Below are 22,465 nucleotides of genomic sequence, written 5' to 3'. Positions count from 1 at the left end.
CAGCACAAGCAGTGATTTCTTTAGGCTGCTCCGAGTAGAGCTGGCAAAAGCCCACCACAAGTTGGAACAACGAGCATTAAGGGACACCTTCTTAGTCACGTCCTTTCTGCCACGCGTTCCACAATTGTTGATATCGGCCTTTAGAATCTAGCAGCTGCGCATGAGTGCCCTGTTCAATCACACGGCCATCTTCCATAACCAGCACACAATCAGCCTTGGCGGCTTGGTCAAGACGGTGGGCAACCATAAGTGACGTGCGTCCTTTTGTGACGGCATCGGCAGCCGCGTCGAGTGCGCCCGCACCACGCGAACCGGCCTCCGCAGTTGCCTCATCTAGCACCACGATTGCCGGATCCAGCAACATGATACGAGCCAGCGCCAGTTGTTGCGCTGCAACGGGGTCCAGCTGAATGCCCCAAGCGCCCACGACTGTATCAAGGCCATCGGCCAAGTCCTCAACCCAGTGCGCCTGCACGGCACGCAGTGCCTGCCAGATTTCCTCATCACTGGCATCGGGTTTTCCCAGGGACAAGTCATCGCGCAGCGTGCCGGAAAAGACGTGGACTTCCTGGGAGACCATGGCCAGGCGGGTAACTCGCTCGGCGTCGGAAAGCCGCGAGACCTCTACCCCATCAACCTTGACGCTGCCAGCACTCGGCACGCGCAGGCCAGCCAGCAGCGCCGCAACTGTAGTCTTTCCCGCGCCGGAAGCACCCACCAGTGCGATGGACTGGCCTGGCGCGATGCTGACGTTGACATCACGCACCGCCCACGCGTTATCGCCATAGCTAAAGCTAACGTCCTCCATCGCGACCTCACCGCGCGGAGCCGGAGCACCCGCGGGCGGAATTGCCGCGGGCGGATCCGTGGTAACGCCAACGATGCGTGCGAGAGAGGCATAGCCCGACTGAACCGTATCCAGCACGCGCATAAGCCCGAGCAGCGGGCCACGCAGACGGATAAGCATCAGCATCGCCGCCGTTACTGAACCCACCGTCATCGCGCCCTGCGTTGTGACCCAAAAGCCCACCAAAAGGCCGACGCTCAACATCACCAGCTCCACGGTGGTGATCCATAGCTGCAAGACCATCATCGTGCGCCTTGCGGCGAAGCCATGCTCAACTACTTCACGGGACGCGCTATTGATGCGATCACGCATCTGTGGCTCCATCTGATAGGCCCGCACAGTGGCACGGCCGCGGATTGTCTCCAGGATGCGTCGCGCACGCTCCGCCATGGAGGCGCGCTCGTCTGCATAGCGCTGCGGCGCATGGCGCAAGTAGTTGCGCGCGGCAAAGAAATAAATCGGCGCGGCACAAACCACCACCAGCAAGAACTGCCAGTCCAGGGTTACCAGGGCGATGGCGGTAGTACAGATGGCAAACAGCGAGCTCGTAAGAACCGGCACTGTCTCTGTCACGGCGGAGGAAAGCTCGGCGACGTCATCCGTTGAACGTGAGACTAAATCGCCTGAGCCAGCCTCCTCCACGCGGTGGACCGGCAGGCCCAAGGCCGTGCCGACAGTCTCCTCGCGCAGGTTCGCAATTACTCGCTCAGTAACGCGCGATAGTAGGTAGAAACCGACTGCGGAAAGCCCCGCCGAGGCAATCGCAACCACGATGAGCCCAATGCCAATGCCGCTGAGACTGCGCAGCTGCCCGCTCTCCTCAACTACCGCATCGACAATCTTGCCCAGCAGCACCGGGATATAGACATTGGCCACCGCGCCACCGGTAAGCAATGCCAGCGCCAGGAAACAGACCTTGCCCGCATTCGGTAACGCCTTCACGTGTTCGCCCACCCTGCGGCGGACCTGTGGCCAGGTTGCAGGAGGAAAACGCATTAGATGTCCTCCCCTTCGCTCGCATGCGCGGCTGCAGCAGGCTCGCTCACACTATCGGCCACTGCGGTCCATGCAGGAGCATTGGTATATACCACGGTGATCATCCCGCGGCGGGCGTCACGCACGCGCTCAGCGACGACCTGTTCTGTCACCGAGTCCAGCGCAGTGGTCGGGTCCTGCAGAACGAGTATCTGGGCATCAGCCGCTATGGCGCGCGCCAACGCAACGCGCTGACGCTGACCACCAGACAGCGCACCGCCGTTTTCGCCGACCTCCTTTTCCAGACCGCCGGGAATATCCTCCGCCGCCGCGACATGCAGCGCTCGTTGCGCCGCAGCCTTATCCGCAGCAATGTTGGACGCAACGGAACCTGCAAAAAGATCCGCCGCATGCGGAGCAACTAGGTAACGATTCCGCGGCAGGTCAACAAGTTCCTCAGGCGCCGCCCCCTTGATGACGTGCAGGCCAGGCTGCCAGCCAGGATCCCTAGCATCCGCCGCCTCACGGAAAGGCGCGTTGAGCAAAGCCGTAATGCGGCGACCACTGGCTTGCGCAGCCGCCCACCGCGAGGCAATGTTTTTGCCCATCATCGTCATCGGCGTGATGACGAACTGCGTTAGGCCGACCACTGTAATGAGTTGCCCAACGCTCATCGCGCCCTTTACCGCCATCGCCGCGGCGGCCAAAGCCACCACGATGACGTAAATGGAACCGACCGCTTCCGTCGTGGCATTCAGCCGCGCGCGGGCACCGTTGGCAGAAACCGTCTTTGTATAGGCCGTGTCCGATACCAACGAATAACGGCGCCGCACCGTCGCGATAGCGCCTAGGCCTTTCAGAATGCGCAGGCCGTCAACCACATCGGTGGCCATCGCGGAAGCTTGTGCCAGGGCAGCCTGACGCGCGCCCGAGCGCCGCCGCAAAGGCTTCGCCGCACGCAGAGAAAACCAAACCACCAGCGGTCCCCCGAGCAAGATGGCAATTCCCAGCACCCAATTAACGTGCGAAGTCATCACCGCGACGTAGACAATGGCGCTAACTTCCGCCACGGGAAAGACAGTCATGATGACCGCATCAGACACGCGCTTGGTATCTGAGGACGCGATGGACAGTAACTCGCCCGCTGTATGTTTCACACCAGTAATCCCCCGCGGATCCTGAATGCGATCCGTCACCGCCATGCGCAAGTCATGGCCAACCTCCAGCATGGCTCGGGAAAACATTCCGCGCGCGCACCATGCCGCCGACGCATTAACGCAAAAAATAGCGAGCAAAATCCCCAACCAGCGCAGCAAAGAGGAAAAGGACTGATTAGCAATCGCACCATCGATAGCGTTTCCTACAACAACTGGCGTCATGCCGTTGCACAAGAATGAAACGGACATCAATACGGCCGCAGGGATCGTCTTTTCGCGCCGAGAAAACACGGTCTTTAAAAGCCACCGTGAATCCTGAGGTACGGGAAGTCTCGACATGGTGACCCATTCTATTTCAGCCTGGATAATTTTCCGGAAACGTCTAACGCGGTAGGTTATAAGTCCATATGACTTCTCATTTGCCCAACCCCGCGCATTTTCCGAGTTACCGCAAGGCCTCGGAGAAACAAACCCCCACCTTCAAGGGGGCGGAACATCGTGCAGCCTCCGCACGTGCTTTCGTTCAGGGCGCCGATAACTACCATGACGTGCGCCCCAGCTACCCTGCCGAAGTAGCCGCACTAATAGCGGATGCCCACACAGTGGTCGATATCGGCGCTGGCACCGGTAAACTCACCCAAACGCTGCACAATCCCGTCGTTCTGGCCTGCGACCCTTCCCCCGACATGACGCGCGTGCTGCGCACCCAGCTCGGCATTCCAGCTTGGAGGGCGGTGGCGGAGAGCACTGCGCTTGCCGACGCCTCCGTGGACGCTGTCGCCTGCGCCCAGACCTGGCACTGGGTCGATGTGGAAAAAGCCTGTAGAGAATTCGTTCGAATCGTGCGACCAGGCGGCAAGGTGCTTCTCGTGTGGAACACCCTCGACGTGGGCGCCGACCCGTGGATCCTGCGGCTTGCCCGCATCATGCACTCCGGCGATATCCAGCGCCCCGGCTTCCTACCGGAGCTTTCCTCCCCTTGGGAAATCGAGCGCGAACTGCGGCTTAACTGGGCGCATACGCTCTCCCCGGAACAGCTACATCAATTGATGCACACCCGCTCTTATTGGCTGCGCAACGGCGAGAAAATCCACGAGCGCATGACCTATAACCTTAACTGGTATCTCTTTGAGCACATGGGCTTTGCGCCCGGCCAGGCAATAGACATCCCGTATCGCACGGATGCCTTCTTGCTGCGCCGAGCGCAATAGGGTTCGCACTAGGGCTACAGAAGCACCGTTGCCAGCAGGGAGCCCACGACGCAGGAGGTAAACACCGAGATCGCGCCGGGGATGATGAAGGAATGGTTTACCACGAACTTGCCGATGTGCGTGGTGCCGGTGCGGTCGAACCCGATGCAGGCAAGGTCCGAAGGGTAGGTCGGCAGGATGAAGTAGCCATAGGCGGCACCGTAGAAGCCAACAATGATGGCTGGGTCAATGCCCAGGGACATTCCGATCGGCGCAATGGCTACCAGAGCGGCGGCCTGGGAGTTGACCAGCTTGGACACGACGATCAGGACGATGGCATAAGCCCACGGAGCGGTCTCCACAATTCCGCCCAGATTAGATTCCAGAGAGTCGATGTGGGCTTCGAAGAAGGTATCGGCCATCCAGGCCACGCCGAAGACCGAGAACACTGCAGTCATGCCCGCCTTGAACACTGGCGTGGAGGCGATCTTCTTGTTGTCGACGTCGCAGAAAATCAGGATGATTGCACCGGCGACCAGCATGACCATTTGAATGACCAGGTTCATCGACAGGGCCTTCAACTCACCGTCCTCATTCGGGAAGGAAGGACGCAGGACGTCGAATGCGCCCAAGATGACCACGATGGCGATGGCGGATAGGAAGACCGCAACGGAGCGCTTTGCCGACGCCGGGAATACTTCGTCCAGCAGGGAATGACTGGAGGCAGAGATGGTCTTGGCAAACTCCGGATCCTTCATCTTCTCTTGGAAGACTGGGTCCTTATCAAGGTCCTTACCGCGACGCAGCGACCAAAGGGCAGCCAGAAAGACGCCGGAAAGCGATGCCGGAATGGCGACCATGAGGATCTGTGGGATGGAATAGGACGTGCCGGTGATACCAGCGTTCTCAGCGATGATGGAGGCTAGGGACACCGTGGCAACGGAAACTGGCGAGGCGGTGATACCCATTTGCGCAGAGGTCGAAGCAACCGCCATTGGGCGCTCCGGGCGAATGCCCTTCTTCAGGGCGATGTCCTCGATGATGGGAAACATCGTGTAGACCACGTGGCCGGTACCGCACAGAACGGTCAGGAACCAGGTGGTAAGCGGAGCCAAGATAGTGATGCGTTCTGGATGCGCACGCAGGAATTTCTCCGCGAACTGCATCATCACTTCGAGGCCTCTCGCCTGCTGCAGCGTAGCCGCACAGCCGATGACGGCGATGATGGTCAGCATCACGTCCACCGGTGGCTCGCCCGGAGCCAGGCCGAAGACGAAGACCATGATGATAAGGCCGATGCCGGAGATAAGGCCCAAGCCGAGGCCGCCGTAGCGGGTGCCGAGCAACAGCGCGGAGAGAATGACGATGACTTGAAGAACGATCGCCACTACTGAGGTGGGATCGAGAATTGCGGCTAACATGTCGCGCCTTTCGGAAAACCAAATCAATTACACATACTTAGACTATCCAAACGGGCATGACATCACAGAACCAAAAAGACGAGCTATTCGTCACACTTAGAGTGTTTGTTGAACAGCTCGCCTTTTGTTCGCGTTAGCGCTTAGAGTTCTTACCGCGGCGCTCGCGCACGCGCACCGCGATGCGCACCGGAGAACCGTGGAAGCCGAAACGCTCGCGGAACTTGCGCTCCAGGTAGCGACGATAACCAGCGTCCAAGAAGCCGGTAGTAAACAGCACGATTGTCGGCGGCTGCGTCGATGCCTGGGTGGCAAACAGAACGCGCGGCAGGCGGTTGTTCTTCATCGGCGGCGGGTTAGCAGCGATAGCCTCACGCAGCCAGTTGTTCAGCTGGCCGGTAGACACGCGCTGATCCCAGCTCTCCAGAGCCTCAATCATCGCCGGCTCCAGGCGCTGCAGGGCGCGGCCGGTCTGCGCAGAGATGTTGACGCGGGTAACCCAGGGCAGGTGGCGCAGCTGCTCGTCAATCTCACGATCCAGGTAGTAGCGGCGGTCCTCGTCCATCAGGTCCCACTTGTTGAACGCGATGACTAGAGCCTTGCCGGATTCGAGAACCATGTTGAGCACACGCTGGTCCTGCTCGGAGACCTCCTCGGAGGCGTCGATAAGCATGATGCACACCTCAGCAGCGTCGATGACTCCGCGGGTACGCAGCGAAGCGTAATACTCATGCCCCTGCGCGTTCTTGACCTTCTTGCGCAGGCCCGCAGTATCGATGAACTTCCAGAGACGCTGATCAAGCTGCACCAGTGAGTCCACTGGGTCGACCGTAGTACCCGCCACATTGTCCACGACGGAGCGTTCCTCGGAGGTCAGCTTATTCAGCAGCGAGGACTTACCAACGTTCGGCTTACCCACCAGCGCCACGCGACGCGGTCCGGACGTAATCGATGAATGGCGCGGTTCCTCGGGGAAAAGACGCAGAATCTCATCCAGAACGTCCGCGCCACCGCGGCCATGCTGCGCGGAAACCGGCCACGGATCGCCCAAGCCCAAAGCGTAGAACTCGGCCATATCGGCGTACATGGTCTCAGAGTCGAATTTGTTGGAGACCAAAATGACCGGAACCTCAGACTTTTGCAGCTTGCGAGCCATAACAGAGTCGGTCTCGGTGATGCCGACCTTCGTGTCGACCACGAAGACGATGACATCTGCAGTCGCCATGGCCTGCTCTGCCTGGCGAGCAATAGCAGCGTGGATGCCCTTGACGTTCGGGTCCCAGCCGCCAGTGTCTTGGACGAGGAAGCGCTGGCCGTTCCAGTCCGCGATATAGGAAACGCGGTCACGGGTAACGCCTGGGTGGTCCTCCACCACTGCCTCACGGCGGCCCAAGAAACGGTTTACGAGGGAGGACTTGCCCACGTTTGGGCGGCCAACAACAGCCACGGTGCAGAGGTTTTCCTCGGTGTGGGAATCCTGCACGCCGAAGGCACGGGAAAGTTCTTCCCATTCCTCCTCGCTCATTGGCTCTTCGCCGTCAGACTCATAGTCTTCACCGAAGTCGGCGTCGCCGAACTCGGAATCATCAAACTCACCGTTCTCGAGCTCCGACTCGTCGAATTCGTAGTCGAATTCTTCGGCATCGAAATCGCTCGGGGCCCAGCCGCCGTGCGGGTCACGGGCTTCTTCTTCTTCGAGCTTGCCCACTGGGTAGTGGAACTGGGTATCGAAGTCGCCTGCGGCGTTATTGTCTTCTTGACCTGCAAAATCCTTAGACATGTGCAGACTCCTTCACGATTTCGGTGAGAGCGTCGAGGACCTCTTCCAAGCTCATGAAAGAGGTATCAACGAGGGTGGCATCCTCGGCAGGACGCAGCGGAGAAGTGGCGCGGGAGGAATCCGCGGCATCACGGCGCTCGACGTCTGCCAAGACGGTGGCGAAATCAGATTCCAAGCCTGCAGCAAGGTTCTGATCGTGGCGGCGCTGGGCACGTACCTCAGCGGCGGCGGTCATGAATGCCTTCGCCGGGGCGTCGGCAAGCACCACAGTTCCGATGTCGCGGCCTTCAACGATGGCGCGGTGCGCATCCCGGGCCAGCTTGCGCTGCAGCTCCACCAGGTTCTGGCGAACCTCAGGGACCGCCGAAACTGCGGAGACGTTGCGAGTAACTTCGTCCTCACGAATGACGCGGGAGACGTCTTCGCCGTCGAAGATGACCTGCTTGGAATCCGGATCATCGGAGACCTCCAGTGGCAAGTCTGTAGTGGCCTTGATGACCGCATCCGTATCAGCTGGGTCGATGCCAGCGCGCAGAACTGCGAGCGTGGCAACGCGGTACATGGCGCCAGTGTCGACGTATTTTGCGTCGAGGCGCTTAGCCAAAGCACGGCAGGTGGTGGACTTGCCGGTGCCGGAGGGCCCATCGACTGCAAGGATGAGTCCACCGTCAGGCATGTTTGAAATCATGTTTCCTTCCATTACATCCCCACCGCCTTGTACAGGCTGGTCAACTCACTGGAGTTGAGCGCACGCAGGATACCTGGCTTCATCTCGCCCAGCTGCAGAGTGTGCAGCTTGGTGCGAACCAGACGCTGAACTGGGAAGCCAGCTTCCTTAAGCATGCGGCGGACGATGTGCTTGCGGCCTTCGTGCAGCTCAACGCGGACCAAGGAGTAACCCTGGTTCTTGTCCACGACCTGGACATAGTCGGCCTTTGCCAAGCCGTCCTCGAGCTCCACGCCTTCCTTCAGGGTGCGTACCAAGCCGTTGCCAGCCTCGCCTAGAACGGTAGCGAGGTAGGTCTTGCGCACCTCGTACTTCGGGTGCATCAGGCGGTTGGCCAGCTCACCATCATTGGTGATGAGGATAAGGCCCTCGGTATCGGCGTCCAGACGGCCGACATGGAACAGACGCTGTCCTGCGGCCACGCGTTCACCGATGAGATCGCCAATGCATGGGCGGCCCAGTTCATCGCTCATGGTGGACTGCAGACCGCGCGGCTTGTTGAGGATGAAGTACTGCGTTTCCTCATTGACGTTGATGCGCACGCCGTCGACGCGGATGATGTCCACGTTCGGGTCGACGCGTACACCCTGCTGCATGATGATCTTTCCGTTGACCTCAACGCGGCCGGCATCGATCATGATTTCGGCGTGACGGCGGGAGGCAACGCCTGCCTTGGCCAAGACCTTCTGGAGGCGTTCGCCCTTGGAGTTATTCGACTTGCCTTCGGTCAGCCAATCTGCGCCCAGTTCGCGGGCGACGGAATCTGCGGTGGCCTTCTTTTTCCTATTTGCGCGTTCACGCTTGTCTACATGTTGATGGCGGGCCGACTTCGCATTGGAGACAAGCATCTCGCTGTCTCGCTGCTTCTTTTCCGGTGTGCCGTCTCGGCGAGCGGGTGGGGTCACAATAAGTGTCCTTATCAGTAGAAGTTATGAAGTTACCTGCGCAATGCTACCCCACTGCCGCGCACCGTGCGAATACCTAATATTCGGAATCGATCTGTTCCATATCCGGCAAAAGCGGTGCAAGATCCGGCAGGCGCTCCAGCGAGTCAATGCCCAGCAGCTCCAAGAAAAGCTCGGTGGTTTCGTAGCGGTGTGCTAGGCCTTCCTGCGGCAGCTCGCGTACGAGACCACGCACGGTGAGCGTGCGCATCACACCATCGACGTTGACGCCACGCACCGCAGCAACCTGGGCGCGGGTGACCGGCTGGCGATAGGCAACCACAGCAAGGGTTTCCAGCGCCGCACGGGAGAGCTTGGTCTGCGAGCCATCAAGCAAGAACTCTTCTACCGCATCCGCGTTTTCCTGGCGGGTATAAAAGCGCCAGCCCTCCGCCGTCTCGCGCAGATCAATCCCCGATCCGCGGGAATCGAATTCGCGTTGGATCGCCCGCAAGTGATCACTGACCACGGACTCCTCTAGGTCGAGCGCGCGAGCCAAAGACTCAACGGAGGCCGGCGAATCAATCACCAGAAGAATCGATTCAAGGCGCGAACGTTGCTGCGAGATTAGCGGAAGTTCCATGCCGGATACTGTACTGCACCGACACAGCTGGCCTAATGCGAGCCGGTATTAATCCCAGGCCGGGATTTACTCCACCGGTCTAATCCCAGTTGGAAGCCGCCACCACGGCAGGGTCCACGTCGAGACCGGTCCAGCTAAGTTCCAGTGGCCCGAGGGACTCTGGCTGCTCGGCGTCGACAGCCTTGGCCTTGTAGAGCTCCAGCAATGCCAAGAAGCGGCCGACAACCTCCATCGAGACGGTGCAATCACGCGTGAGAGCAGCAAAGCTCATCCACTGGCCCTCGCCCAGCAACTTAAGTGTGCTGAGGATCTTGCCGGCCTGTTCCGGCACAGACACTGCCACTTGGTGAATATGGCCCGTAGCCACCTCATCCGGCGGCTTGGGGCGGAATACGCTGGCAGCCAGCTCGGCAAACGAGGCCGGCGTATGGCCCAGGCGGACCGGCGGGAGAAGTTCCACGAAAGCCTTCTCCATGGAGACGGCACGCGGATAGCGGCGCCGCGCCTGTCGCTGCCATTGGGCGAATTGGTCGGCAACTTGCTTATAAGCCTTGTACTGCAGAAGCCGGGCGAAGAGAAGGTCGCGCGTTTCGAGCAGCTCAAGGTCTTCCAGATCGTCGACATCGCCGCGCGGCAAGAGGCGGGCCGCCTTCAAATCCAGCAACGTGGCAGCCACGAGAAGAAACTCGGTGGTTTCATCCAAATCTGCAGTAGCCCCCAGCTGGCGGGTGTACGCGACGAACTCATCGGTGACCTCAGAAAGCGCCACTTCAGTTACGTCCAACTTTTTCGACTGAATCAGCTGGAGCAGCAGATCAAAAGGGCCCTCGAAGTTGCGCAGTGCAATTCGAAAGCCCGTAATCTCCGGTTGGGTCACGGATAAACTTCCTAGACGGTGGAGCGCTCAATAACCTCTTTAGCGAGGTTGCGGTATTGCTGCGCCGCCTGGGAGCTCGGTGCCCAGCTGGTAATCGGCTCACCGGCCACGGAAGTCTCCGGGAAACGGACCGTACGCGTGATGACGGTGTCGAAGACCTTGTCACCGAAGTACTCGACAACACGGTCCATGACCTCGCGGGCATGCTTGGTGCGGCGGTCAAACATGGTGACCAGGATGCCCATGACCTCAAGGTCGAAGTTAATGCGCTCGGAAACTTTGTCCACGGTATCGGTCAAAAGAGCCAGACCGCGCAAGGAGAAGAACTCGCACTCCATCGGAATAATGACGCCCTGGGAACACGCCAAAGCATTGACCGTAAGCAGGCCCAAAGAAGGCTGGCAATCAATGATGATGAAGTCGTAATCACGGCGAATCGGGCGCAGCGCACGGGCCAAGGTGTGCTCACGGCCAACCTCGTTGACCATCTGAATCTCGGCGGCCGACAAGTCAATGTTGGCCGGCACAAGGTCGAGGTTCGGTACACCAGTGTGCTGGATGGCGGAATGGATAGAAGTCTGGCTATCCAACATCACGTCATAGATGGTGTCCTCGATTTGGTCATGGGTCAGGCCCAAGCCTGCGGACAGTGCACCCTGCGGGTCCAAGTCAACGAGCAAGACTCTACGGCCCAGCTCTGCAAGGCACGCGCCCATGTTGATGGTCGAGGTGGTCTTGCCAACGCCACCTTTTTGATTACACATCGAGATGATGGTTGCTGGCCCGTGCTTTTCCAACGGAGCTGGATCTGGCAGCTCACGGATTGGACGCCCAGTCAGCCCCACCTGCGCTTCAGAGGCTGCAAACAGTCCCTCTTCGCCCACAGTCACACCTGCTTCCTTGACCACAAATCGATCACCAATGCCACCCGATGCGAGTGGCTGATTACAACGTTGTGATTATAGAGTACCCGCTTTGACCCTTTTGTCGCGATAAAGCGTACCTATCCAGCCTCTTGGCTTGATTTACGGCGACGCGAAAGCAGCCATCCCAGCACAATTAAGAGCAGAACGCCGCCGGCACCAATAGCCCACGGAAGAATCGAAGAACCATTCTTCGAATCCGCATTGGCACCTTCACCGGAGCCATTGTCAGGGTTGGGCACTTCCCCGGCAGTTTCCTTATTTGGGTCCGTCAGCGTCACTACGAGCACCGCCGCGTTATCGGAATCGCGGACCAGCTCCATGATGAACGGGTTATCCGGGGTTTGGCCTTCCGGATAGGTCAGTTCAAGCGTGCGCGAGGACTTATCCACCTTGCGCTTAACGCCCTTGATGAACTCGCCCTTCGCATTGAGATAGCGCAACGTAACGCCAGCCTCGTCGGTGTCCTTGAAGCGGTTATACAGATCCAGCGCCTGCATCACACCCATTTGCGCCGTGATGGTCTGGCCTTCAATCGTTGCATCCAGGTTGATGTACTCCGCCTGCGACACATCGACTCCACCTGCTGCCGCCGGATTATTCGCAGGGTCACCGCCTGGCACACCGCCCTGGGTGCCATTGCCACTAGCAGCGCCACCATCAGCGCCAGTCCCGGAACCAGAATCTTCACCAGCAGAACCACCGTCGCCGTTATCACCGCCGCCAGCGCCTTCACCAGTGGCACCGCCACCAGGCGGGCCACCGGCAGCACCACCGCCGCCATGCAGCACTGCCCCGCCGTCTCCGCCATTGGCGATGTCCTCGCCTGCATTATTCAGGTCTTCCTGGGTGACCGAACCATCGGCCACGAGCGTCAGGCTAATGGTCGTGCCTTCGTAGGTTACCGGCACCGTGACTTGGCCGCCTTCGGGCGGTGCGGTAATCGTGGCTGATCCGCCGGAGGCATTGATGTTCCAGCCCTCACCGGCATAACTTACGTCCACAGGGACCGGTAAAGACACGGTCGAAGTTTGGCCCGCTGGGACAGAGACTGAGGCGTCCTGTGCCTGCGCAGGCGCTACCGCCAGCACCATCGCCACTACCGCTGTTGCGGCAGCCAGCTTTGCCCCGCGCGTTACACCGGCAAGATTTTTCAGCATGTTCTACTTACTTTCCTGTCTATTTTTAAATTCGTTTAAGCCTAAGCCCTGGGATGCGCCGTGCGCCAGACTTCGCGCAGAGAATCCGCAGTGACGTGGGTATAGATCTGAGTCGTTGTCACCGAGGAATGCCCCAGCAGCTCCTGCACGGTACGCACGTCCGCACCGCCTTCTAATAGGTGCGTGGCAAAGGAGTGGCGCAGCGTGTGCGGTGAGATTGACTTTTTAATCCCGGCCCGCGCGGCGGCCTGTTTCAACACCGCCCATGCGCTTTGGCGAGACAGAGACCCACCGCGCGTATTGAGAAATAGTGCATGGGACTTGCCCTTCGACAGAACCGGCCGGCCCCGCACCAAGTACTCCTCCACGGCCTTTTGCGCCTGTGATCCCACCGGAACCAAGCGCTGCTTATCGCCCTTACCGGTTAACATCAACATGCCATCGTTTTCGGTTACATCATCAACAGTTAAAGAGGTGACCTCCGTGATGCGTGCACCCGTGCCGTAGAGCAATTCCAGCAGCGCACGGTCGCGAATATCAATCGGAGTGGCCACTTCCCCCGTAGGCACCGAATCGAGTAGCTTTTCTACCTCCTCAATCTGCAGGGTTTCCGGCAGGTGCTGCGCATTCTTCGGAGGAGTCACTTCACTAGCCACATCCACATCGAGGATGCCCTCAGCCACGGCGAACTTGTGCAGCCCACGGGCGACGATGAGAGCCCTGCTTGCCGACGACGCGGCCATCGAGCCGCGCAAAAACTTCAGGTAGTTTTCAACCATGCCACGGTCGACTGCCGCTAAATCATCCACCCCATTGTCAGCCAGCCAGCCCAAATAGCGACGCACATCCCTGCGATAGTTGCTCAAGGTATTGGCCGAAGCGCCTCTTTCCACCGCTAGGTGGTTGAGCCACGTCGCAGCTAGTCCCTCCGCCTTCACAGCTTCTTCAAGTCAGGGCCAGGGCGACGCGCAGCCATCGCGGTCGGGCGCAGCTCGAAAGGCTCGTCCACGCTACGCGTCTTGCGGCCGCCGCGATAAACAACATAGGCCGCCAAGATGCCGGTGGCCGCTATCGAATTGACGATGTCACCAGAAATCACTCGATCGACCGCCTCATCAAGCGGCACCCACGCGAAGTCCATGTCGGCTTCCTCATCGCCTTCAGCATCCATTCGCGGGACAGCACTTAACCCACGGGATAAAAACACGCGCACGGCTTCCTCGCAGAAGCCCGGCGAGGTGATTATATCCGCAAGCACGGACCAGTCTTCAGCGGCCAACCCGGCTTCTTCCTGCAGTTCCCTCTTCGCTCCGGTGAGTTCGTCCTCCCCCTTGATGTCGAGCAAGCCAGCAGGAAGCTCCCACAGGCGCCTATCCGCACTACGGCGATATTGATTGACCATGGCGATGCGCTCTTCATCATCCACCGCGACGATAGCCACAGCGCCAAAGTGCTCTACTACCTCACGGTAGGCGGTGGTCCCGCCCGGCATCACTACTTCGTCCCGGCGCACTGCGATAATCGGGGCGTCGAGAAGCAGCTCACTGCTGCGTACCTCGAAGTCATGAGCCATTTAGAGATCCTCCGGCAGGCTCGGCGCCGCCGCATCGGCTGAGGAAGCAGCACCATAGGCACCCTTGCCTCCGTCGAGCTGCTCCTTTGCCGCCATAACCGCAGCCATGCGCGAGGTGGTGCGGTCGATGGAGTCCACCGTCGAGATATCGGATTTGGCCTCACGCAGCTTGCCAATGACGCGATCTTCGGCAGCCTGCTCTACGCGTGTTGCCACCACAGTGTTTCCGCCGGCCGCGTCTAGGGCCTCTAGGAAATTGACCGTCTGATCGGTGTAGTAACCAGGAAAGCCCTTACCACCGACGTAAACCACGGCCTGTGCAGGCAAAATAGTCCCGTCTTCATAGTCGATATAGCCAGCATCGCGCAGCGCCTGCAGCAGGTTCGCACGGTCCTTGGTAGAAGATAGTGGCTCGGTGGTCTTCGGGTCCATCAGCAAGGCCGCGGCCAGCGCCTGACCGGAGTGCGTGCCTGCATCTACCTTCTTGGGATCAAGCTTGGCACCCGCCGGCAATGCGCTAGTAACCAAAGAAAGCAGCTTATCCGCGCCCTCCTGGCGGTAGAACTCGTCCGTTAGCTTAATCTCGCCAGCGTCTTCGGCATCCGCAGACTTGAGCAAGCTACGGATTGCGCGCACGTCGCCCTCGTTGGCTTCTCCAGTAGAGATAACCAGAACGGGACGCTGCGCCAAGCTGCCATCAACTACGACGGGAGCCAGTTTGTCAAGGACGGAGTCGCTAGAGTCTGCCTGTGCCTTAAGCACTTCCTCATTCTGAGCCTTCTTCTGGAACTCCTCGCGTAGCGATGAATCGCCTCCGGCGCCGCCCGACGGCATATTCGGAGCAATCGCCAGCGCCCCCAAGGCCACGCCCACGGCGGTGCCGAAACCAAGACCAGCAACAAGAAGTGACTTACCCGCCATTACTTAAACCATCCTTGCACGCTCAAAGCAAAGTTATTCCAGGTATCGATGAGGTTCTGACCGAAGGAAGCGTCGCCGCCCAAGCCCACGATGATGACTATCACGGCCAGCGCAACCAGGATGCCAAGCAGAGCCCAGAGCCATCCGATGCCGCCGGAGCTCGGGTTGGTGTAAAGGTTGATGACGGAATCGGCATCCACCAGGCGCGTGCCCGCCTTCATACGGGAAAGCATCGCAGCCGGAGTAGCGTGCTCTTGCTTAGCAAAGATATCGTCCAGGTCCAGGGAGCGCCCGACCTGCACAATCATCTGGGCGCCGTGATAATCAGCCAGCAGCAACGCAAGATCGGTGGCGGAGTCTGTTGCCGCCGGGAAGGTCATCGCACCGATGCCTAGGTCTTGGATGCGCTCAAGGCCCTCCGCGGTGCCGTCTGGATCTGCAGGCAAGATAACGCGCGCACCGCAGCGCAGAGTCTCGGAGCTAATCTCGGAAGGATCACCGACAATAAAATCCGGCTTATAGCCCAAATCCACCACGGTATCTGCTGCAGAATCCACACCAATGATGATCGGTTCGTATTCGCGGATGAAGTTGCGCAGCAGCTTCACCTTGTTGCGATGGTCCGTGGACGGCGAGACAACCAACACCTTGCGGCCTGCCATCTCAGTGCCGGAATCCGGAACGCCCAGGCCGTCGATAAGCAGCGGACCCTCGGAATGGATGAACTCGATGGAGTTGCCGAAGAAAGCCTCCATATGGTCAATCAGCTCGCGTTGTGCGGAGGAAAAATTCTTCTCGGCCTTCTCGCGGCTCACAACCTTGCCCGTGGCCACCTCGGTATCGCCAATGAAGACGGCGCCTTCCTCATTAATCCGCGCCTTCTTGCCGTCCTTAAAGCTGGAGACGAATTCCTCGCCCACGCCCTCGATCAGGGTCACACCAGCGTCCAACAGCATGTGCGGGCCGTAGTTCGGGATGGACCCGGTGGTAAATTCTGCGACGTTCAGGACAGCTGCAGGCTTGATATCGACCAGCATCTGCGCTTCCTGACGGGAAATATTGGCGGCATTGATGACGGCAAAGTCACCTTCGACGAACTTCTTCATGCCCTTTCCGCCCGGGGTGCAGTCACGCAGCGCACCGTGTTCACCAGGCAGATCGGAGTTACGGGAAAACAGACTCATGTCTGCCATTGTCCCCCGTCACAAACTTAAATTGTGGAAGGCGCGCGGAACGCTGCCACTTCTGCCTGAGCGCGATCGAACAATTCCTGTGCATGCGCGCGGCCGGTCTCCGTATCATCCAGACCCGCGAGCATGCGGGCAAGTTCTTCTACCCGCTCGCTAGCGCTGAGATCGCTGACACCGGAGGTGAATTTCTCCTTCGAGACATGCAGGTGACTATCTGCATAGGCGGCAACCTGTGGCAGGTGGGTGACCACGATGACCTGGTTGGAGGTAGCTAGACGCGCTAGGCGACGCCCGATTTCTACCGCGGCGCGGCCGCCCACGCCGGCGTCGACCTCGTCGAAGACCATGGTCGCACCATCTCCATCCGCCAGCACGACCTCCAGCGCCAGCATGACGCGGGAAAGCTCGCCGCCAGAGGCCGCGCCTGCCAGCGGCTTGCCGTTGAGTTGAAACTCCACCTCGTCGGCACCGGTCTTGGAGTACTTCGCTTCCCGGATTTCCACGTTGAGCGCGGAATTCGGCATGGCAAGTCCGTGGATTTCCTCGGTGACCTGCTTACTTAGGTTCTTCGCGGCCTTCTTGCGGGCCTTGGTCAGCGCGCTGGCCTTAGCTACCATTTGTTTCTCGGCCTCCATGACCTTAGCCTTGAGCTCTTCCAAAACCTCGGCGGAGGTGTCCATGGAGTCGAGTTTTTCTGCCGCGGCGTCACGCCAAGTCAAAACGCCGTCGATGTCTGCGGCATACTTGCGGGTCAGCTGCTTCAGATCTTGCTGACGGCGCAGTGATTCTTCGAGCAGGTTTGGGTCGGCAGGAAGCGATTCTAAGTACGTGCCCAGCTCGGCGGCGATATCGGAGACCTGGCTGGTGATATCGCTCAATCGTTCGCCCAATGCCGCGAGCTCCTTATCGCTAGAGCCCACCAACGCGGTGCTGGCACGACCCAACAATGCGGAGGCAGCCTCGGCCTCGCCAAAAGAATCATCGCCGTCTACGGCCGAAAGCGCGGTCGCTGCCGCCTCGCGTAAGGTATCAACGTCCTGCAAGCGCTGGATGAGGGTAACAAGCTCGGTGTCCTCGCCCGGTTCTGGGGCGACCTCGCCAATTTCATTGATTGCGAATTGCAGGCGATCTACCTCTTGCGCCAGCTCGCGGCGCGATTCCGTGCGGCGCTTATAGTCCTTGGCGAGCTCGCGCCAAGTGCGGAAAGCTTCGGTGTAGGTATCGCGGACCTTTGCGATGGAAGGCTGCGAGCGATCAACCGCGGCCAATTGCTGTTCGGGGGCAAGAAGACGCAGCTGATCGTTTTGGCCGTGCACCGTTAAAACGTGGGAAGAAAAATCACCCAACGTTGCAGCAGGCACCGCGCGTCCGCCCAGGTAGGCGCGGGAGCGGCCAGCCGCCGACACCGTGCGGGAGGCAATATATTCGCCATTCTCGTCTGCGACGCCACCGACGGACTCCACAACCTCGGCGGCTGCCGCGCGACCTGTGGCAAAGCGCCCCTCCACTGCTGCTTTCTGTGCACCATCACGCACGCGGGAGGCGTCGGCACGCCCGCCAGCCAGAAGGCGCAGGCCGGTGACAACCATGGTCTTACCAGCGCCGGTCTCGCCGGTTAAGACGGTAAGACCTTCCGCGAACTCCGCCGCAGAGCGCTCAATGACGCCTAAGTCCTCGATAGTGATATCAACGAGCATGTCTGTGCCACACCTGCCTTTCTTTTAAAAAGCCTAGCTTTGCGGGCCGCGCCAGCCGTGCACTGGCAATCGGAGCTTAGATACCAACCTATCCGTAAAGGGTTGGTCATCCAGGCGCACCCACTTGACCGGATGCGCACCGCGGACCGCCTCCACACGCGAACCAGGCGGCATCGCGATTTCGCGGAAACCATCCAAGATGACGATTGCCGGAGAGGTAGCCGAGGCCGACTCTACCGCGACCTTGGACAGTGGAGAGACCACCATCGGCTTGGTAAACAGCGCGTGGGCGTTGTTGGGAACCACGAGGAGTGCGTCCAGGGATGGCCAGAGAACCGGGCCGCCGGCGGAGAAGGCATAGGCGGTGGAACCAGTCGGCGTGGAAATTAGCACGCCGTCGCAGCCAAAGGAAGATACCGGGCGGCCATCGATTTCCAAGATGGCGTCCAGCACACCGGAACGGTTGAGGTTTTCAATGGAGGCCTCGTTGAGTGCCCAACCGCGCTCGATGAGCTTGCCTGAGCGGTCAGTGACCTCGACGTCGAGAGTAAGGCGGTCCTCTACCTCGTAGTCGCAATCGATAACGCGCACGAGCGCGCGCTCCAAGGATTCCGCTTCCCATTGCGCGAGGAAGCCCACGTGGCCCAGGTTGATGCCCAACACCGGGACATCGACTGCGCGAGCCATGTCGGCAGCACGCAGGAAGGTGCCATCGCCGCCTAGGACGAGGACGAGCTCGCAGCCTGCGGCCGCAGCCGGGGTGTGCTCAACGTGCTGCAACTCTGGCAGCACGTGTTCCGGCGCGCTGACGCGGACCGTGATGCCGGCCTCCTGGAGAATCTCAGCAGCGCGGATAGTGGACTCGAGGTTGTCTGCACGGCTGGCGTGCGGGACAAGCAGAATTTCGCGCTTCACTGTGGCCCTTCCTCAATGGCGGTGCGCACCATCTCAGCGATATCTTCATCTTTGGTTACCTGGCCGTCTTTGACCAGCCACAGGAAATACTCCACGTTTCCGCTAGGTCCCGGGAGCGGTGAGGCTGCCACGCCTTTGACGCTAACCCCCAAGGTCTGCGCAAAGCGCGCCACCTCCTCAGTGACCTCCTGACGCAGCTCCGACGAACGAACGACGCCGCCAGCGCCGATACGGTCTTTGCCGACCTCAAACTGCGGCTTGACCATGGGCAGCAGCCATGCGCCCTCTGCCATCACATCGACGATGGCGGGCAAGACCAGCTTCAAAGAGATGAAGGAAAGATCACCCACCATGGCATCACAAGGCCCCTCGGTGATGTCTAGATCAAGATTGCGGATGTTGGTACGGTCGAGTACCTTTACGCGCTCGTCGTTCTGCAGGCGCCACAGCAGCTGTCCGTAGCCCACGTCGACGGAGAGCACCTCGCGAGCCCCTTTTCGCAGGCACACGTCGGTGAAACCACCGGTGGAGGCGCCGGCGTCGAGAACACGCTTATCTTTCAAGTCGACGTCGAAGGCCTCAAGCGCCCCGAGCAGTTTATGTGCTCCGCGGGAAGCCCAGTCATCATTGTCAGCCGCCTCAACCTTGATGGAGACTTCCGGCTCTACGACGGTCGCGGGTTTGCTGGCCTTGAATCCGCCCACGGTAACGCGGCCGGCCTTGATCATCTCGACGGCCTGTTCCCTAGAACGAGCGATCTTCCTGCGGACGAGTTCTGCATCCAAACGACGCCGTTGTGGTGGCATTAGTTCTCCTGCAAGGCCTCACGCAGCACGGCGTGGGCGTTATCTAGTTGGGCTACTTCTTCGCTGAGCGACGTCGCGGGCTGGCCCAGGACTTCAGACATCGCGGCGTCGACTTCCTCGGTCGCCATGACGGCGCGCGGATCGTGTGGCTTTATCGCCATGCAGCTACTGCCTTCTCAGCAAACTCGCTGCGCGGCTGGATATAGCGTGGCGGCTCAGGCATGGCCCAGGCAACCTCAAGAACGGTGCGCAGCGCCTGGATGGAGGTGGATTTTTCGTTTCCGCCCTGCAGCACAATGTCATATCCGTCGCAGCGGGCGCGGAAATCGCCCTGTGCGCCGGGCTTTGCCACCGCGACGGGCAGCGAGAGCTCGTGGAAGCCCGCACCGATGAAGTTCGGGCGCTGGGCTACCGGAGCCTCGATGAGCTCCAGCTCTCCCGATACACCGGTGAGCACGTGGAAGGTGTCCATCGCCGCTGCATTGCCACCGGCAATATCGGTGTCTAGGCGGTCGCCCACGGCAAGAGGTTTCTTCGACCCGACCTTTTTCGCCGCGTAGGTAAACATTGCAGGCTCCGGTTTGCCGGCGGAGATGGGCTCCACGCCAGTCGACGCCGCGACTGCCCCCACGAGGGCACCATTGCCCACGGCGAAGCCACGCTCGGTGGGCAACGAGGTATCCAGATTGGTGGCGAAGAACTTAGCGCCGTTGTTGATGGCGTAAGCAGCTTCGGATAGCTCCTTCCAACCAATCGCCTTATCCATTCCCTGGACCACTGCTGCGGGCTTATCCTCGGCGCTGTCTACCACCTGGTATCCAGCTTCACGCGTGAGCGTGCGGAAGGACTCTGCACCGATAACGAGAACCTTGGAGCCAGCCGGGATTTCCGAGGCCATGAGCACCAAAGAAGCCTGAGCGGAAGTCACGATGTGTTCCGGATCGGCTAGCAGACCGATCTCAGAAAGCATCGAAGCCACAGCCTCCGGGCTCCGGGAGGCATTGTTGGTGACGTAAACGGCGGGAACGCCACAGGAGTTAATAACATCCACGACGCAGCGCAGCGGCTGGCCGCCTTCCCAAACGGTGCCATCGAGGTCGAGCAAAAGCGAATCGTGGGCTTTGAGAATATTCATGACTAGATCTCTGCTAGGCGTTCGGCGGCGTCGGTCCAGTCTCCTTCATCAATTTTGACTGCATGCTTGAACCACTCCTTGGCCTCGTCCTTGCGGCCTGCTTCCAGCAGCGCATTGGCGTAGGCATAGGACAAGCGGCATGCGGAAACACCGCGGTCTTCCTTGTTGGGGTTAGCGCGCTGCATGGTCACAACAGCAGACTCTGCCTGACCCATATCGATGCGTGCGCCGGCGACGACGATGGCAAGCTCGATTGCGGAATCGCCATCCAACTCGCGTGCTTCCTCGCTGCGACCAAGCTCGACCGCTTTTTCCGGACGCCCCAGGCCGCGCTCACAGTCAGCCATTACGGCCAGCAGACCTGGACCACCGGAGATTCGACGGGCTGCGCGCAACTCCGACAGGGCTTCCTTCCATTCGCCCGCGTGGTACGCCGCGACACCATTGGCCTCGCGGGCGACGGCTACACGACCGGCACGGTCCTTGGCGGCTCGCGCATGACGCAGTGCCAGCTTTGGATCATCATCCATCCAGGTGCCGGCCATAATCAGGTGCTTAGCGACGGCCTCCATGTTCTCCTTGGACAAAGAGCGCAGGTCCTGCAGCACCGACGGATCCAAGTCCTCGATGTTGATATCGGAAGGCAGGTCTGGGTCAGTCATACGACGGTTAATGCGCTCTTCGCGGTAACCGGAACGCTGCGGATGTGCCCTATCGAAGCGCTTACCGCCATTACCGCGACCGCGGCGATCATTACCGCGTGCGTCATTGCGACGGTCGTTGCCTCGACGCTCGTCGCGATTTCCACGGCCACCGCGATCGTTGCGGTCACGAGAGCCATTACGGCGCTCCCCATCCCAACCGTCGCGGCCGCCGCGACGGTTATCACGGCTATCGCGGTCCTCACCACGACCGTAGCCACGGCCACCACCACGGCGGTTGTCACGGCCACCGTTCTTGCGGTCACCGTAGTTCCCACGGCCGGAGCCGCCCTTACGATCGTTGAAACTGCGCTCAGACATCTAGCCTTACTCTCTTCTTGATTAAAACTCGTCCGTTACTACCGGCCTAGTTTACAGGCCATAAAGGACAAGACAGAAACCTCTACTCTACGCACCACAAGCGCTAGAACCAAGCGGGGCCCTATCCTAATCAACCATCGAAAGCCGCATTTAAACTCAGAAGCGGACAGAACCTGCATTCGACCCATCGAAGCCATAAAATCTAGCGGCCCCAACGCTTCTCGATGGTTTGAATGCAGGTCCCAACTCTTCATCCGCGCGGAACCAATCTCTAATTCACTCTGTTTTTAGGCACAGTGACAATTTAGAAGGCTGATCCGTATAGTCCATAAACCACGCGATAATGAACACCGCAGTTGCCTGGGATAGTTCATGTGGTGAACAAAGCTGCATTCGACCCATCGAAGCCGCCGAAACCGGGCGTTGTGGGCCTGTTGGTTGGTTCGAATGCAGGTGCGGTGCCAACCCGGGTGGTTGAGTGCTTTTTGAACTGTTGGGGTTTGTTTGCCAGGTGTGGTGAAAACACAAAAAAGGGAGAGGTTCTAGAACGGTGGTGTTCTAGAACCTCTCCCTTTTTTGTGTATTGAGTTGTGTGTTTATTGTTTTATGTCGGCGGTAACTTACT

General features: G+C 59.8%; 21 protein-coding genes. 1 reads left to right on the top strand and 20 read right to left on the bottom strand.

All coding sequences use genetic code 11. The features are described 5' to 3' along the window. Window positions 1-91: 91 nt before the first annotated feature. Together HMPREF3158_RS01715 and HMPREF3158_RS01710 are read right to left on the bottom strand one after the other, a co-directional pair. Window positions 92-1,843, bottom strand: a complete 1,752-nt coding sequence (locus tag HMPREF3158_RS01715; RefSeq protein WP_062034969.1) for an ABC transporter ATP-binding protein — start codon at window positions 1,841-1,843, stop codon at window positions 92-94. Then, the gene (locus HMPREF3158_RS01710; protein ID WP_062034967.1) at window positions 1,843-3,318 is read right to left on the bottom strand and encodes an ABC transporter transmembrane domain-containing protein; all 1,476 of its coding nucleotides are present in this window, start codon (window positions 3,316-3,318) and stop codon (window positions 1,843-1,845) included. The genes HMPREF3158_RS01715 and HMPREF3158_RS01710 overlap by 1 nt, the downstream gene beginning before the upstream one ends. A gap of 68 nt (window positions 3,319-3,386) precedes the next feature. Here HMPREF3158_RS01710 and HMPREF3158_RS01705 point away from each other — a divergent pair, with 68 nt between their 5' ends. Then, window positions 3,387-4,190 (top strand): class I SAM-dependent methyltransferase, encoded by an 804-nt coding sequence (locus HMPREF3158_RS01705; protein WP_062034965.1) that lies wholly within the window; start codon window positions 3,387-3,389, stop codon window positions 4,188-4,190. 14 nt (window positions 4,191-4,204) lie between these two features. Here HMPREF3158_RS01705 and HMPREF3158_RS01700 read toward each other — a convergent pair whose 3' ends face one another. The 18 genes from HMPREF3158_RS01700 to HMPREF3158_RS12385 form a co-directional block, all read right to left on the bottom strand. Continuing rightward, complete coding sequence (locus HMPREF3158_RS01700) at window positions 4,205-5,590, bottom strand: anaerobic C4-dicarboxylate transporter (RefSeq protein ID WP_062034963.1); 1,386 nt, start codon at window positions 5,588-5,590, stop codon at window positions 4,205-4,207. A gap of 133 nt (window positions 5,591-5,723) precedes the next feature. Further along, window positions 5,724-7,367, bottom strand: a complete 1,644-nt coding sequence (gene der / locus HMPREF3158_RS01695) for a ribosome biogenesis GTPase Der (RefSeq protein WP_070497064.1) — start codon at window positions 7,365-7,367, stop codon at window positions 5,724-5,726. Further along, on the bottom strand, window positions 7,360-8,055 hold the full coding sequence (gene cmk / locus HMPREF3158_RS01690) for a (d)CMP kinase (RefSeq protein ID WP_061926186.1): 696 nt from the start codon (window positions 8,053-8,055) through the stop codon (window positions 7,360-7,362). The genes der and cmk overlap by 8 nt, the downstream gene beginning before the upstream one ends. An 11-nt stretch (window positions 8,056-8,066) precedes the next feature. After that, window positions 8,067-8,999 (bottom strand): pseudouridine synthase, encoded by a 933-nt coding sequence (locus HMPREF3158_RS01685; protein WP_062034959.1) that lies wholly within the window; start codon window positions 8,997-8,999, stop codon window positions 8,067-8,069. Window positions 9,000-9,075: 76 nt separating this feature from the next. Next, entirely contained in the window at window positions 9,076-9,621 is a 546-nt protein-coding gene (gene scpB / locus HMPREF3158_RS01680) for an SMC-Scp complex subunit ScpB (RefSeq protein WP_061926143.1), read from the bottom strand. Between the two features lie 79 nt (window positions 9,622-9,700). Continuing rightward, window positions 9,701-10,498, bottom strand: coding sequence for a segregation and condensation protein A (locus HMPREF3158_RS01675; RefSeq protein ID WP_061926140.1), 798 nt, complete (start codon window positions 10,496-10,498; stop codon window positions 9,701-9,703). Between the two features lie 11 nt (window positions 10,499-10,509). Further along, window positions 10,510-11,388 (bottom strand): ParA family protein, encoded by an 879-nt coding sequence (locus HMPREF3158_RS01670; RefSeq protein ID WP_201040812.1) that lies wholly within the window; start codon window positions 11,386-11,388, stop codon window positions 10,510-10,512. 113 nt (window positions 11,389-11,501) lie between these two features. Continuing rightward, window positions 11,502-12,581, bottom strand: coding sequence for a hypothetical protein (locus HMPREF3158_RS01665; protein WP_070497061.1), 1,080 nt, complete (start codon window positions 12,579-12,581; stop codon window positions 11,502-11,504). A gap of 41 nt (window positions 12,582-12,622) precedes the next feature. Then, window positions 12,623-13,519 (bottom strand): site-specific tyrosine recombinase XerD, encoded by an 897-nt coding sequence (xerD, locus tag HMPREF3158_RS01660; RefSeq protein WP_070432944.1) that lies wholly within the window; start codon window positions 13,517-13,519, stop codon window positions 12,623-12,625. After that, window positions 13,516-14,154, bottom strand: coding sequence for an NUDIX domain-containing protein (locus HMPREF3158_RS01655; protein WP_070432945.1), 639 nt, complete (start codon window positions 14,152-14,154; stop codon window positions 13,516-13,518). The genes xerD and HMPREF3158_RS01655 overlap by 4 nt, the downstream gene beginning before the upstream one ends. Continuing rightward, the gene (locus HMPREF3158_RS01650; RefSeq protein ID WP_070497057.1) at window positions 14,155-15,075 is read right to left on the bottom strand and encodes a copper transporter; all 921 of its coding nucleotides are present in this window, start codon (window positions 15,073-15,075) and stop codon (window positions 14,155-14,157) included. Next, on the bottom strand, window positions 15,075-16,259 hold the full coding sequence (gene steA, locus HMPREF3158_RS01645) for a putative cytokinetic ring protein SteA (RefSeq protein ID WP_062034945.1): 1,185 nt from the start codon (window positions 16,257-16,259) through the stop codon (window positions 15,075-15,077). Before steA ends, HMPREF3158_RS01650 begins: the two co-directional genes overlap by 1 nt. A 26-nt stretch (window positions 16,260-16,285) precedes the next feature. Then, on the bottom strand, window positions 16,286-17,962 hold the full coding sequence (gene recN, locus HMPREF3158_RS01640) for a DNA repair protein RecN (RefSeq protein ID WP_062040681.1): 1,677 nt from the start codon (window positions 17,960-17,962) through the stop codon (window positions 16,286-16,288). 33 nt (window positions 17,963-17,995) lie between these two features. Further along, a complete protein-coding gene (locus tag HMPREF3158_RS01635) occupies window positions 17,996-18,877 on the bottom strand; it encodes an NAD kinase (RefSeq protein WP_061926116.1) in 882 nt (293 codons plus the stop codon). Beyond that, complete coding sequence (locus HMPREF3158_RS01630; protein WP_061926114.1) at window positions 18,874-19,683, bottom strand: TlyA family RNA methyltransferase; 810 nt, start codon at window positions 19,681-19,683, stop codon at window positions 18,874-18,876. Before HMPREF3158_RS01630 ends, HMPREF3158_RS01635 begins: the two co-directional genes overlap by 4 nt. Then, window positions 19,683-19,844 (bottom strand): hypothetical protein, encoded by a 162-nt coding sequence (locus HMPREF3158_RS12845; RefSeq protein ID WP_162839580.1) that lies wholly within the window; start codon window positions 19,842-19,844, stop codon window positions 19,683-19,685. Before HMPREF3158_RS12845 ends, HMPREF3158_RS01630 begins: the two co-directional genes overlap by 1 nt. Further along, window positions 19,835-20,818 (bottom strand): HAD-IIA family hydrolase, encoded by a 984-nt coding sequence (locus HMPREF3158_RS01625; RefSeq protein ID WP_061926111.1) that lies wholly within the window; start codon window positions 20,816-20,818, stop codon window positions 19,835-19,837. The genes HMPREF3158_RS12845 and HMPREF3158_RS01625 overlap by 10 nt, the downstream gene beginning before the upstream one ends. Before the next feature lie 2 nt (window positions 20,819-20,820). Beyond that, window positions 20,821-21,840, bottom strand: coding sequence for a tetratricopeptide repeat protein (locus HMPREF3158_RS12385; RefSeq protein WP_061926108.1), 1,020 nt, complete (start codon window positions 21,838-21,840; stop codon window positions 20,821-20,823). Window positions 21,841-22,465 lie beyond the last annotated feature (625 nt).

Source organism: Corynebacterium sp. HMSC06G04 (assembly GCF_001807365.1).
Lineage (GTDB): Bacteria > Actinomycetota > Actinomycetes > Mycobacteriales > Mycobacteriaceae > Corynebacterium > Corynebacterium simulans.
The sequence above is the reverse complement of the archived record's forward strand: the minus strand, read 5'-3'. Positions and strand labels throughout refer to the sequence as shown.